Below are 13524 nucleotides of genomic sequence, written 5' to 3' on the forward strand. Positions count from 1 at the left end.
ATTATGACAAAGCAAACCCGCCGCTATATGAGCGGGGCGTAATAAGACCGGGTGCTCCAGGTGCTCCAAGTGCTGATGAGTGCTTTGTTCATGCCGTCTAGCTATTCCTGCTTCGGGCGCATGTCAACAGCTTCCCTTGGCACACGATGAAGCCCTTAGGGGAACATCTTCGCGGCTTTACCCTCGGCAAGCGTTTTGCCGCTGGCGTCGAGCGCCTTCACCGTCCACGAATAGTTATGGGAACCGCCCGGAGGGCAGGGCCCCTTATAGCGGAATGCGCCATAGGGAATAGCGGCCTTGCCATTATAGGCCACCTTGCCGCCGCCATGCTGAAAATCCATGGCATTGCGATCCACCATGCGGAACGTCAGCGTCTTCGTTTCCTTCGGAACGCCGGTGATGTTGAACGGCGGCGATTTTGAATCGAAGCATTTCTTCGTCGGTCCCCACTGGAACGACACGCCGAGATCTGCCGACAGCGCAGGCGTTGCCATAGCGGCCATCACGGCGGCCACAACAATCAGTTTCTTTTTCATTCGTAATTCCTTCCAAGCCCCGACATAGACTCGCTATGCCATGGTAGGAAGGTTAGTATTTTTCTGGTTGCACGCAATAGGAGAAATGCATCTGGCAGCTTAACCTCGATCAGGCTTCACCCGGCCGGGATTGGCAAAAATCATCCGTCTTTCGAGGTAGGGCTTACGCCTATTCGAGAAGCCTTATGGCCTGATTGCCGGAATCTTTTCGAGGTCGGGATCGGCTAAGATCAGATACGTTAACTTGGGGCAAAGTATCGAAGCGCCGCTGGTCCGGGCAACACGGAACGACGCTTCAGATTTTGAAGCTGCGCATCGTGCTTTGCTAGAAATCCACGCTGATTTTCAGGCCGGTGCCGTAACGAGAAGAGCGGAGGGATACATGTCTTCAGGAAAGAATGCGCATTCGCCGCGCAGTCGTGCGCGACGGCATTTTCTGGGTCTTACAGCCGCCACTGCCGCCAAGGTCGCGGCATTGGGTGTGTTTGCTTCAACGGTGTCGTCACGTCCGTCGCAGGCCCTTGGCAACAAGTGGTGGCATGGCGGCGACGGCGGTGGCCATGGTGGCGGCGGCTCCAATTGCCTGTTGAAAGGCACGCTGATCGAAACGCCGATGGGCCCGGTGGCGGTGGAGACATTGTCCGTCGGCGACCTCGTGACTACGGCTCGTGGCGAAGCGCGTCCGGTCAAGTGGATCGGCTGGCAGAGCCACAGAAAAAGCGGCGCGGTTTGGAATGAAAGCGTGATGCCGATCCGTATCAAGCGCTATGCCATCGACAGCAAAACCCCGCAGCGCGACCTCTATCTCTCGCCCAATCACGCGCTGCTTATCGATGGCGTCCTGATCCGCGTGAAGGATCTGGTTAATGGCCAGAGCATAGCGCGCGTGTCGATGGATACGGCTATCGACTATTACAATATTGTTCTCGACAGTCATGAAGCCGTATTGGCTGAAGGGGCCGCCGTCGAAACTTATCTGATGCGCGGCGACAGCTATAAGAGCTTCACCAACTTTGCCGAGTATCAGGAATTATATCCAGATGAAGCCAATATCATCATGCGGCCCTATGCGCCGCTGATGGGTTACGAAGGTGCTCGTCAGCATATGCATGCATTGTTGTGCATGAGCGGCATTCTTCCGCTGCGCGATGTGGTTGAGGAAACCTATCAACGTCTGGCAGCGAAGACGGGTGAAAGTGTAGCGTAAAGTAATGAGCAATACCGGGCGGTGGTAAGAAAGGCGGGGTGCCGAAAGGTGCCCCGCTTTTCTTTTATCAAGCGGATTCAGCCAGCTTCCGCAGCACGCAGGAAGGACTTCCGTTCCGTTTCGCTGCCATTGATCTGGCCTCTCAGTTGCAGGAGATCTTTTCGGCTGACCAGTCCGCAGAGCTTTCCGTCGCGCGTCACGATCGGGATACGCCCGCAATCGGTTGCGATCATCATGTCGGTGATGAACGCCACGCTGTCGTCCTGATGGCCGACAGGTGTGGAGGTGTCGGAAACGGCATCTGCAAGCGTCTGGCTGGACAGTTCCGTCTTCCGCTGCCATTCCAGCGCATCGGCGCGCGTCACGACGCCGATCAGTATCCGGTCGTTGTCGATGACCGGGTAAAGGCGATGCCCTGCTGCTTCCGAAGCAAAAAAGGCCGAGGCTTCCTGCACGGTCATGCTTGCGGGCAGCGTGTCCACATTCGTCACCATGACTTCATGCACACGAGCAGATTCGAACGGGCTTACGCCATATTCGCGGGTGATGTGCTGTCCGCGCCGGGCAATTTTCTCCGTCAGGATAGAACGCTTGAGCAGAAGAACAGTCACTGCATAGGCGGTTACCGTTGCCACGAAAACCGGAACGATCTGGCCGAAATCGCCAGTGACTTCGACGGCAAAGAACGTGCCGGTCAGCGGCGCGCGCATCGTGCCGCCCATCATGGCGGCCATTCCAAGCAGTGCCCAGAAGCCCGGTTCTCCACCGGGCAGGATCAGGCCGAGCAGCCAGCCCATCGCGCCGCCGAAGATCAGAAGCGGGGCCAGAACGCCGCCTGAAGTGCCCGATGCCAGAGCGCAGAGCCAGATCGCGCTTTTGACAAGCAGAACCACCAGCACTGTGGTTGCCAGGAATTTATCGTTGAGGAAACCGTCGATGAGATCATAGCCGACGCCCAATGCACGTGGTTCGATCAGGCCACCAATGCCGATGGCGATGCCGCCGATTGCCGGCCACCACATCCAGTGAACGGGCAACCGCTCGAACGCATCTTCCAGCTTGTAGAGGAGTGTCGTGAGCAGGCCGGATTGCAGCCCGGCGACAATGCCGATCAGGGCACATGCGAAAATCCCCCACCAGGGCAGCGCCAGATGAAAATGGGTCTGGAACAGCGGACCTGTCTCGAAGAACAAGGGCCGGTTTGTGTGGGCGACTGCTGCCGCAGCCGCAACAGGAATGAAGCTGCGGGGCTTCCACTCGAAGAGCAGCAATTCAACGCCCAGCATCACGGCGGCAATGGGCGTACCGAAAATGGCAGTCATGCCGGCAGCAGCACCGGCGACGAGCAGGGTCTTCCGCTCGGCTGAACTCATCTGGAACAATTGCGCAAAAAGCGATCCGATGGCCCCGCCCGTCATGATGATCGGACCCTCGGCGCCGAAGGGGCCACCTGTTCCAATCGAGATCGCCGATGAAAGTGGCTTCAGTATCGCGACTTTGAGCGACATGCGACTGCCACCGATCAGGATGGCTTCAATCGCTTCCGGTATGCCGTGCCCGCGAATTTTCTCGGAGCCGTAACGCGCCATCAGCCCGATTGCCAGACCGCCCAATATGGGGATGAGCACGATCCAGAAGGATGGCGAAAGATGTGCCAGTGTTGCCGGGTCTATGCTGATGCGGCCAAACCAGACCAGATTGGTGACGAGGGCGATCAGGCTCACCAGAACCCAGGCGGCAGCGGTGCTGGCGGCACCGATGATGATCGCCATCGCGATCAGGAGCAGCATTCGCCTGTCGGCGGTAAAATCGCCCGCAACGCGGCGCGCCACGCCGCCGGTGAAATCGTGCGGTCTTCGAAACTCGTTTTGCCGGGCCATAGCAAATTCCTGTTCTTCTTCAGCAAGGATACTGGTTGGGAAACAACATCTTCAAACGGCGGGTTAAATATATCGTAATACGATATAAATCAATTGCCATCTTTGTGTTTGGGCAAGGGGCTTGCTATTGGGGAAGGGGGCGCTGCAAAGCGTCTTCGGGAAAAGCCCAACGGGCGTGTTTTTATCGAGGTCAGGGAAGAAGCGCGTTGTGAAACAAAATCCGGATTCTTTGACACAAGCCGATTATCAGGCGCTTGCGGAACTTCGTTATCGTTTGCGCCGGTTCATGAGTTTCAGTGCAACGGCTGCGGAAGCCGAAGGGCTTCCAGCGCAACAGCATCAGGCGCTGCTTGCGATCAAGGCCCATGCGGCTGATGCACCGATGACGGTCGGCAACCTTGCTGAGTGGCTTGTCATTGCTCCGCATACGGCAACGGAGCTGGTCGGCAGGCTGGCGGATGCCGATCTGGTGATGCGGATGGTCGATCCTTCGGACCGCCGCCGCCACATATTGGCTTTGACCGATAAGGCTGAGCATGTTCTTGAGCGGCTCAGCGCCGCGCACCTTGCCGAGATACGCGAGCTTGCCCCCAATCTGATCGAGGTGCTGACCAAGCTGGAACGCGCGGCGAACAAGCCGACGTAAGAACGACCTAGTGTGGCGAATCCGAAATTCGTATCACTCTGGAGCGGGGTTGCGAACCAATTTCGGATTCAAAGCCACACTAGCACCGTACTGAATCTAGTGTGATTTACGGATTTGAAGTTCCTGAACGCAAATGCCATGCAAATGATAGGAACTTCAAATCCATCACACTAGAGCATTTCCTGTTTCGATTGAATCATTGGAAATGCTCTATCTGTTTGTTTTTACGCATGTCTTTATATCCTGTCCATCAGTGCATACCACGACAAGGCAAGGAACAGCAGCGGCGAGCGGAAGGTGCGACCGCCGGGGAAGGCGGGTATGCGCAGTTCTTCGAACAGTTTCAGCCTGTCGCGATTGCCCGCAACGGTTTCCGCGTAAAGCTTGCCCATATAGTTGGCCAGCATGACGCCATGGCCGGAATAGCCGCCTGCGGAAATCACACCGGGCATCACTTCGCGCACAAAGGGCTGGCGCGGCATGGTGATGCCGACCGAACCGCCCCATGCATGGGTAATCTCGACATTGGCAAGCGCGGGATAGATTTCCGCGATCTGGCGACGGATATGCGTGCTGATCTCACGCGGATTATCGGCAGTATAGGCTTCGCGTCCGCCGAACAGCAGCCTGCCGTCCTTTGAACGACGGAAATAACGCACAACGAAGCGGGAATCGTCGATGGATTCACCGCCCGGAATAACGGGGCTGTCGTTGCCGAGCGGCACCGTTGCGCCGATGAAGGAGCGGATCGGCATGACATGCGATGCGCTGACCGGCTCAAGCAATCCGCCATAGGCATTAACGGCAATGAAGGCGTTCTTCGCGACAATGGTTCCGCGATTGGTTTCGACCTCGACCCGTCCGCTTGCGGTGCTGATTTTGGTGGCTCTGGTGTCTTCAAACAGCTTTGCGCCTGCCGCTTGCGCCGCTTTTGCAGTTCCGACAAGCAGTTTCAGCGGATGAATATGACCGGTACCTGCGTCATAGACGCCGCCAAAATAGCGCTCTGAACCGAGCAGGCTCGCCGTTTCGGTGCGGTCGAGCAGACGCAGATGCTGATAGTTGAAGCGGCTCGCCATCAGCTCGACATGGCGTTCATACGACTTCAGATAGCGCGGCTTGTGCACGACCGAAATCTGGCCGGGCACATATTCCATGTCGATCCTGTGTTCATCGGCAAAGGCAAGGAGATAGGCCTTGGCTTCCTCAGCCACGTCGAACAGGGCCTTGGCGCGCTCAAAGCCATATTCCGCTTCAAGATCTTCGGCCCATGTGCGCTGGCCGGTGCCAAACTGGCCGCCATTGCGCCCCGACGCCCCGTCGCCGAACCGCGCTCCATCGATGAGCGTGACATCCACGCCTTGTCTCGCCAGATGATAGGCAGCCGAAAGCCCTGTATACCCGCCACCAATGACAACGACATCGGCCTGCCGCGAGCCATCCATCTCGGGATATTGCGGTCGGTCGGGAACGGTCGCCTCGTACCAGGAATAGCCGGGTGAGATTGGGGACTGGTAGGGCATTGGCGATTCCGTTTAAGGGAGTAGGGGAATAGGGGAATAGGAGAGTATGTCAGGTTTCCGATAGTTTGCGGATAAGAAGCCGCAGCAGTTTTCCGACGCTTTCGCTCATAGCCATGATGGGTCCCATTTTTGCGCTTTCGATGAAACCCAACCTCTCAGCAATGAGCAAGTGGGTTTCCACTTCTTTCAAGGAGCCTTGGGCGATACGGAGAAACTGCTGGTAGGAACCACGCGTATCGCGACCGTAACCTTCAGCAATATTGGCCGGGACAGAAACAGCAGCGCGCCGAACCTGGCTGGTGAGGCCATAAATCTCCTCTTTCGGCCAGGTTTCAGTCGATTTGTATATAGCTGTCACGAGCTCCATTGCTTGTTGCCACACAAGTATATCGCGATAAGAATTGATTGCCACAGCCACGCCCCCGCATATCTGCCTACTCCCCTACTCCCCTACTCCCCTACTGCCCTACTCCCTTAAACATTGAGCAACAAAAACTCGCGTTCCCACGGGCTGATGACTTCCATGAAGGTTTCGAACTCGGCGCGCTTGATGGCGGCATAGGTCGTGACGAAGGAACTGCCGAACAGATTGCGCAGCTCCGTGTCCTCCTCAAACAGCTCCACCGCGTCGATCAGGCCGCGGGGCAGCTCGATTTCCTTGGTGTTGACGCTGGTGGTCGCAGGTTGTTCGGCTTCAATCTTGTTCACAAGGCCGATCAGGCCGCAGGCAAGCGAAGCCGCCAGCGCGAGATAGGGGTTGGCGTCGGAGGAGGGGATGCGGTTTTCCACGCGGCGCCCGTTGGGGTCCGAGCGCGGGACGCGGAAGGCAGTGGTGCGGTTGTCGTAACCCCATTTGACGTTGACGGGTGCGGAAGCATCCGGCGTCAGGCGGCGATAGGAATTCACATAGGGCGCGAACATGACAAGCGCGTTCGGCACATGACGCTGCATGCCGCCGATAAAATGGCGGAAAGCCTCGCTTTCACTGCCGTCCTCATTGGTGAAGATGTTGCGTCCCGTCTTCTTGTCCACGATGGACTGGTGGATATGCATTGCCGAACCGGGCTGGCCCTGAATGGGCTTGGCCATGAAGGTGGCATACATGTCGTGCTTGAGTGCCGCCTCGCGGATCGTGCGCTTGAACATGAATACCTGATCGGCCAGCTCCACCGGGTCGCCATGGCGCAGGTTGATCTCAAGCTGGCCAGCGCCTTCTTCGTGGATCAGCGTGTCGATCTCCAGCCCCTGGCCCTCGGAGAAATGGTAGATGTCATCGATCAGCTCGTCGAATTCGTTGACGCCAGCAATCGAATAGCCCTGACCGCCGCCAATAGCGCGGCCCGACCGGCCGACAGGCGGTGTCAGCGGATAGTCGGGATCAGGGTTCTTGCGAACCAGATAGAATTCGATTTCAGGGGCAACGACCGGTTTCAGGCCGCGCTTGCTGTAGGCCGCGACGACATTGCGCAGAACATTGCGCGGTGTGAACTCGACGGCACGCCCGTCCTGATAGACGAGATCGCAGATAACCTGTGCCGTCGGGTCGGTTTCCCATGGAACAGCCGACAGCGTGGAAAGGTCGGGCAGCAGTCTCAGGTCGCCGTCATCTTCGGGATAATGGAAGCCGTAACCATCTTCCGGATAATCGCCCGAAATCGTCGTCATGAAGACGGCAGAAGGCAAAGCCAGTGAGGTATTGGAGGTGAATTTCTTCGACGGCATCATCTTGCCGCGGGCAACCCCGGCCTGATCGGGGGTGATGCATTCGATGTCTTCGATGTCACGCCAGGCAAGCCATTCGGTCGCCTGCTTCCAGTTCTTCACACCGCGAAGAGATTTGACATAGGCAGGCGTACGGCGACGCGGGGCGCGCGTAACCTTCTTTTCCGTCGTATCAGCAGACATCAATCACCAGAAAATGATTTCGATAGCGGCATGATAGCTGTGACCGGCCTCAATGACAAATGGGTCCGGCAAGCTTTTGTGTGCGCCATCGAAGAAAGCGCACACAAAAGAAATTTGATGCATCAGAGGCCGAAATGGCCCTTGAGTGCAGGCACGTTCGCTACCAGCTGGTCGACCAGCTTAGGGTCGTGATCGCGCACATAGTTGATTACCTGCCCGCCTGCTTCGGTGATCTGGTCGCTGGAGAGGCCGCTGGAACGAAGCGTGGCAGCGGCTTTCAGAAGTGCGCTCATCTTTTCGCCCGCCACATTGTCCATCAGGCCCGACAGCGCACCCATGATGCCGCCAGTGCTCGACGCAAGCACGTCGTGGGCGGTGGCGAGCTGCTGCGCGTCCGGCAGGAGCGCGAAAATCTTGTTGCCGATTTCAGGCGCGCTGTGCTGCAGCACGGAAAACACCGAACCGGCCAGCTTTTCTGCAAGCTGCGGATCGATGTTGATCTTGGTTGCGATACTGTCGATGAGAGACTGAACAGACATGAAAATTCCGTATTCCTTGCCCCCGCAAGGGGCGGTTCAAACCGCGATTGGCGGGTAAGCCGCTATGGCTCCCACGACCAACCATCTACAAGCGACCCGAAGGCTGGTGCGCCGGATCGGGATGCAGGGACCATCAATGGTGTACTGACGTCAATGCATAAGATGCGGCTTTGTTGGGGTTCGGTGAATTTTCAGTCAAGATTCAGTTTGTGGAATATTGAAGTGGCTTTTCAGCGCCGGGACGAATGCAAAGAGCTTTCGCACAAGTTCGCGATCTTTTTGCCTGATATGACGGATGACCGTCAGGAAGGCCTGATTGGTCTGATCCATGCTCATGCCTGTCGATTTCAACGCTGCCAGACCGCAGACCAGTGCACCTATTCTTTCGCCCGCGAAGCTTCCTGCGACATTGGAAACTGTTCCGAGGATGCCATCCGCATGGTGATTTTCGGGATTGAGCACGTCATTGGCGCGTGCCAGTGCAGGCGCACCGGGAATCAGGTTGAATATTTGTGGTGCGACAATCGGAGCTTCATGCTGGATGATGGAGAGCAATATTCCAACCGTCTGCTCGGCGGCTCCAGGATCTATATTGGCGTTTGAGGCAATATTGTCTATCAGGGATTGGATTGACATTTCTCACCCATGAAAATTGATAAAATAATATTTGTCTGAATAATTTTATGAGAAATAATACTTCTATTTAGAATAGTGTAATTTTGTATTTTCTTATACGGTAAGAAAATACAGGGTGCTTCTGGCCGTGTGTTGCAAGAAGGCGTATAGGCTGCTTTTGCCAATCTTCGTCGGACCCATTTGAAATGATCGTTCGCCCGCGTCCCCCTTTGTGGAAGCTCTTCTTCATTCTCAAGGGCTCCATCATCCTGCGTATCCTGCCGCAGATTTTTGCGGTTTTCCTTCTGTCGGTGCTGGTCGTCTGGGCGCATCGCGCTTTTCCCGGCTGGGTGCCAGCCGTCAACAACGGGACGGCCCTGGCGCTGCTCGGTATTGCGCTTTCGATCTTCCTCGGTTTTCGCAATAACGCCTGTTATGACCGCTGGTGGGAAGCCCGCAAAATCTGGGGCAAGCTCGTCTATACGACGCGCAATCTGGCGCGTCAGGCGCTGTTGCTGGAAAATGTGCCGGGACTGGAAGGCAGACGGGAAAAGCTGCTCCGTTATGCGATTGCGTTTTCGCAGGCCATGGTCAGTCATCTTCGGCCAGAGGGAACTGGCGGCTCGAACAAATACGACAAATGGCTGTCGGAAGAAGAACGGAAGGGGTTGGCAGAAAGCCGTAACAAGCCCGATTTCATCTTGCGCCGGCTTGGTGTCGTGCTTGCGGATATGCGTGTGAAAGGCGCTCTGCATCCGGTCGATTTCCAGACGCTGGACAGTTCAGTGTCCGCACTGGCAGAGGTTCAGGCGGCGTGCGAGCGGTTGCGGTTCACGCCTGTTCCCTTCGGCTATACCCTGCTTCTGCATCGCACGGCCTATCTGTTCTGTTTCTTCATACCGTTCGGCTTTGCAGATATGCTCGGTTGGGGAACGCCATTTGCGACGACGCTGGTGGCCTATACTTTCTTTGGGCTGGATGCGCTGGGCGATGAGCTGGAGGAGCCGTTTGGAACACTGCCGAACGATCTGCCCATCGGTGCCATCGCCGACACAATCGAAATCAATCTGCGGGAAGCGCTGGTTGAGGAAAACCTGCCCGCCCTTCCTCAACCTGTCGACTATCTTCTGATGTAAAAAAAGCCCCGACTGGCAGGGCCAGCCGGGGAGGTCAGTTGAGGAAATCCGACCATAAAGCGATTGGCAGATCAACCCCGTTTCATCGAATTTTACGGGCAACTGCCAGTTTGGACATTGTGTCGCTGCCAAAAGCGCAGTGTGCGAGCATGGCAGCGAGCGTAAGAGTGAGGACCGTCATCATTTGTCGTGGGTGACGATAACGGGGATCAGGAGATCGCCCCAGTTGCCGTCGCCGCCATGATGCCGGGCCGAGCGGACCAGTTCCACCGAAACGCCTGCCTCGACCGCCTTCATGACGGTGTAGTTGAGGCGATGCAGATCGTTGGCGAGCATACGGATAACGGTCTGCTGATCCGTGGACATGCTTGACGATTGTTCTTCTGCTCTTTCCTTGACGCGTGCTGGCGAATTCATGGAACTGTTCCTCCTGTTTGATTGCTGACTGCTACTCGGCAGCCGGTCTGAACTGTGCTGTTTCAGTCGATTCCTTCATGGCGGTGGTCGAAGACTGGCCGCCGGTGATTGCGAGCGATACGGCATCGAAATAGCCGGTGCCGACTTCGCGCTGATGCTTGGTCGCAGTGTAGCCATTGGCTTCGGCTGCAAATTCCGCCTGTTGCAGTTCGGAATAGGCTGCCATCTGCCGGTCCTTGTAGCCGCGTGCCAGTTCGAACATGCCGAAGTTGAGCTGGTGGAAACCGGCCAGCGTGATGAACTGGAACTTGTAGCCCATCGCGCCCAGCTCACGCTGGAACTTGGCAATCGTGGCGTCGTCGAGGTTCTTCTTCCAGTTGAACGACGGCGAGCAGTTATAGGCGAGCTTCTTGCCCGGATGCGCCTTGTGCACGGCTTCCGCGAAGCGGCGAGCCTGTTCGAGATCGGGCTTGGATGTTTCCATCCAGATCAGATCGCAATAAGGCGCATAGGCAATCGCACGGGCGATGCATGGCTCGATGCCGTTCTTCACCTGATAGAAGCCTTCCGCCGTGCGGCCCGCATCGTAATCAACGAAGGGCTGATCGCGCTCGTCGATATCCGAGGTCAGAAGCTTGGCAGCTTCCGCATCCGTGCGGGCGATGACCAGTGTTGCCGTTCCCATGACGTCTGCCGCCAGGCGGGCTGCGTTGAGGTTACGGATATGCGCTGCTGTCGGGATCAGAACCTTGCCGCCAAGATGGCCGCACTTCTTTTCCGAAGCGAGCTGGTCTTCATAATGCACGCCTGCCGCACCGGCCTCGATGAAGGCTTTCATGATCTCGAAAGCGTTCAGCGGTCCACCGAAGCCTGCTTCAGCATCGGCAACGATCGGGGCAAACCAGGTGTCGACCGAAAGTCCCTTGCCTTCGGCGGTTTCGATCTGGTCGGCGCGCTGCAACGTCTTGTTGATGCGCTTTGCCAGCTCCGGGGCGGCATTGGCCGGATAAAGCGACTGGTCCGGGTACATGGCTGATGCCGTATTCGCATCCGCTGCAACCTGCCAGCCGGAGAGATAGATCGCCTTCAGGCCGGCGCGAACCATCTGCATGGCCTGATTGCCGGAAAGTGCGCCGAGCGCATTGACGAAATCTTCCTCATGGATCAGCTTCCAGAGGCGGTTGGCGCCCATTTCAGCGAGCGAGTACTTGATCTCCACCGAGCCGCGCAGCCTTTTTACATCTTCGGCCGTATGCGCACGCTGGATGCCGTCGAAGCGACCCTTGGGCGCCGAAGGAATAAGGCTGTAAAAATCTGTCATTTCGGTGTCTCCTCGTGTTGTAGTCGGTATTTGTAGAGCATTTGATGGTCGCTCTTTCTGTGACCAGATTTACAATCGCGATTATTGAAGTGCCAGAGAAACCGGAGAAATGGGCATATAATTGAGGTAATGCTGTCGGAGTTTTGACTGGGCGGTGATGTAAATTTGTAAATATTGTCAAAATCGAATTTTGCGTCTATTTTGTCATGAATTGTAAAATTGCCGTTTCGGGTTGGGAGAACCAGGTGAGCGAACGCAAGATATTTGCCGGGCCACGCATCAGGCGCATCCGCAACGAGCGGGGCTTGACCCAGACGGCGATGGCCGAGGCGCTCGGTATTTCGCCGTCTTACCTGAACCTGATCGAGCGTAATCAACGACCGCTGACGGTGCAGCTTTTGCTGAAGCTTGCCAGCGTTTACAAGCTCGACCTCGACAGTCTTCAGGCCGAAAGCGGCTCTACGATCACTGGCCTCAAGGAAGTTTTCTCCGATCCGCTCCTGACCGGCGAATTGCCGGGCGATCAGGAGCTGGTCGAAATCGGCGAGGCTGCGCCCAATGCTGCCGTCGGCATCATGAAGCTTTACCGTGCCTATCGCGAGCAGCAGCAGCGCTTGTCCGATCTGTCGCAATTGCTGTCGCATGAGGGAAGCGGGGCGGAGCTTTCGGCGACACGCCTGCCGCTGGATGAAGTGCGCGACGTGATGGCGCGGCGGGCCAACCATTATCCACGCATCGAGGAAGAGGCCGAGAGTTTCTACACCCTGCTGAAACCGGATGGCGATTTGTCGAGCGCGTTGAAGGATTGGCTTCGCCGCGAGCATGGCATCACGGTTCGCGCGCTGCCGGTTGCCACCATGCCGAACTGGCGCAGGCGTTATGACCGGCATTCGCAACGGCTGTTTGTTTCAGAGCGTCTGTCCCCCTTCGATCAGTTGCAGGAAATCGCCATGGAGGCGGCGCTGATCCGAATGCAGGTGGTGATCGGCGCAGAGATGGAGGGCCTGAAACTGTCATCAGGCGAGGCGAAGCGCATCGCGCGGTTCGAACTGGCGCGCTATGCGGCGCAGGCTTTGATGATGCCTTATCGCCAGTTTCGCGATGCAGCGGTCCGGGCTCGTTATGATGTGGATGTACTCCGCACGCGCTTCGGGGTCTCGTTCCAGCAGGCAGCAAACCGGCTGACCACATTGCAGCGGCAGGGGGCAAGTGCGCTGCCCTTCTTCGTGATGGAAATCGACCATGCAGGCAATCGACTGCGCGTTGCAGGAGCGGAAGGTTTTCCGACCCGCTTCGGCGGTCAATGCCCCAAGCTGCCGGTCTATGCGGCTTTCACCCAGGCGGGCCAGGTGCTGGTGGAACCGGCGGAACTGCCGGACGGTTCGGCTTTCCTGACTATCGCCCGCACGCTGGAAGGGCCGCAGGGCGCATTCAGTGAGCGTCCACGCAGGACAGCGCTGTTGCTTGGTTGCGTGCTGGATGCGGGTGCCGACACGGTCTATGGCGCGTCACTTTCAAGGGCTGGCAATACGGAGATCGGCCCGGCCTGTCGTCTGTGCGAAAGGCAAGGCTGCATCACCCGCGCCGAGCCGCCGCTGACGCGCCCGCTCGGGCTGGACGAAATGGTGGCGGGGCTATCAGCATTCGATTTCCAATAGAGGCGCGAAGGGGCGCGATATTTCGGCTGTGATGGCCTGCAAATGGCGTGGTTTTTCGCTTCCGGTGCTCATGTATGCTCTTTTTTACGCAAGTCTTATCCGAAAAGTCTGCAACTTTTCGGGACTTTGCTTGAAGTACAT

Annotated in this window: 13 protein-coding genes; 4 read left to right on the forward strand and 9 right to left on the reverse strand. The window is 57.2% G+C overall.

Annotated elements, in window-relative coordinates:
* Positions 1-155: 155 nt before the first annotated feature.
* The gene (locus tag F9K91_RS20660; RefSeq protein WP_235913319.1) at positions 156-536 is read right to left on the reverse strand and encodes a YbhB/YbcL family Raf kinase inhibitor-like protein; all 381 of its coding nucleotides are present in this window, start codon (positions 534-536) and stop codon (positions 156-158) included.
* A 382-nt stretch (positions 537-918) separates the two neighbouring features.
* Here F9K91_RS20660 and F9K91_RS20665 point away from each other — a divergent pair, with 382 nt between their 5' ends.
* A complete protein-coding gene (locus tag F9K91_RS20665) occupies positions 919-1743 on the forward strand; it encodes a Hint domain-containing protein (RefSeq protein ID WP_151555636.1) in 825 nt (274 codons plus the stop codon).
* A gap of 77 nt (positions 1744-1820) precedes the next feature.
* Here the strand turns inward: F9K91_RS20665 and F9K91_RS20670 are convergent, their stop codons facing one another.
* Positions 1821-3623 (reverse strand): chloride channel protein, encoded by a 1803-nt coding sequence (locus F9K91_RS20670; protein ID WP_151678613.1) that lies wholly within the window; start codon positions 3621-3623, stop codon positions 1821-1823.
* A gap of 286 nt (positions 3624-3909) precedes the next feature.
* Between F9K91_RS20670 and F9K91_RS20675 the strand changes: the two genes are divergently transcribed.
* Positions 3910-4269: a MarR family winged helix-turn-helix transcriptional regulator gene (locus F9K91_RS20675; RefSeq protein ID WP_235913322.1), complete on the forward strand. Its 360-nt coding sequence runs from the start codon at positions 3910-3912 to the stop codon at positions 4267-4269.
* A 236-nt stretch (positions 4270-4505) separates the two neighbouring features.
* On the opposite strand, the gene F9K91_RS20680 is transcribed toward F9K91_RS20675, so the two are convergent.
* The 5 genes from F9K91_RS20680 to F9K91_RS20700 form a co-directional block, all read right to left on the reverse strand.
* Positions 4506-5792, reverse strand: coding sequence for an NAD(P)/FAD-dependent oxidoreductase (locus F9K91_RS20680; RefSeq protein ID WP_151678614.1), 1287 nt, complete (start codon positions 5790-5792; stop codon positions 4506-4508).
* Between the two features lie 49 nt (positions 5793-5841).
* Complete coding sequence (locus tag F9K91_RS20685; protein WP_061347159.1) at positions 5842-6204, reverse strand: four helix bundle protein; 363 nt, start codon at positions 6202-6204, stop codon at positions 5842-5844.
* A 62-nt stretch (positions 6205-6266) separates the two neighbouring features.
* Positions 6267-7697: a glutamine synthetase family protein gene (locus F9K91_RS20690; RefSeq protein ID WP_061346947.1), complete on the reverse strand. Its 1431-nt coding sequence runs from the start codon at positions 7695-7697 to the stop codon at positions 6267-6269.
* Positions 7698-7819: 122 nt separating this feature from the next.
* On the reverse strand, positions 7820-8236 hold the full coding sequence (locus F9K91_RS20695; protein ID WP_151555639.1) for a DUF2267 domain-containing protein: 417 nt from the start codon (positions 8234-8236) through the stop codon (positions 7820-7822).
* Between the two features lie 195 nt (positions 8237-8431).
* Positions 8432-8872 carry a hypothetical protein gene (locus F9K91_RS20700; protein ID WP_151678615.1) on the reverse strand — a complete coding sequence of 147 codons (441 nt, stop codon included), beginning with the start codon at positions 8870-8872 and terminating at the stop codon, positions 8432-8434.
* 185 nt (positions 8873-9057) lie between these two features.
* On the opposite strand from F9K91_RS20700, the gene F9K91_RS20705 reads away from it, so the two are divergent.
* On the forward strand, positions 9058-9987 hold the full coding sequence (locus F9K91_RS20705; protein WP_151678616.1) for a bestrophin family protein: 930 nt from the start codon (positions 9058-9060) through the stop codon (positions 9985-9987).
* 180 nt (positions 9988-10167) lie between these two features.
* Here F9K91_RS20705 and F9K91_RS20710 read toward each other — a convergent pair whose 3' ends face one another.
* A complete protein-coding gene (locus tag F9K91_RS20710) occupies positions 10168-10404 on the reverse strand; it encodes an SMc00767 family acetate metabolism repressor (protein WP_078339793.1) in 237 nt (78 codons plus the stop codon).
* A gap of 31 nt (positions 10405-10435) precedes the next feature.
* Positions 10436-11725: an isocitrate lyase gene (gene aceA, locus F9K91_RS20715; protein WP_010659116.1), complete on the reverse strand. Its 1290-nt coding sequence runs from the start codon at positions 11723-11725 to the stop codon at positions 10436-10438.
* Positions 11726-11970: 245 nt separating this feature from the next.
* Between aceA and F9K91_RS20720 the strand changes: the two genes are divergently transcribed.
* Positions 11971-13383: a helix-turn-helix domain-containing protein gene (locus F9K91_RS20720; RefSeq protein WP_151678617.1), complete on the forward strand. Its 1413-nt coding sequence runs from the start codon at positions 11971-11973 to the stop codon at positions 13381-13383.
* Positions 13384-13524: the final 141 nt, after the last annotated feature.

Source organism: Brucella tritici, from assembly GCF_008932295.1.
GTDB lineage: Bacteria > Pseudomonadota > Alphaproteobacteria > Rhizobiales > Rhizobiaceae > Brucella > Brucella tritici.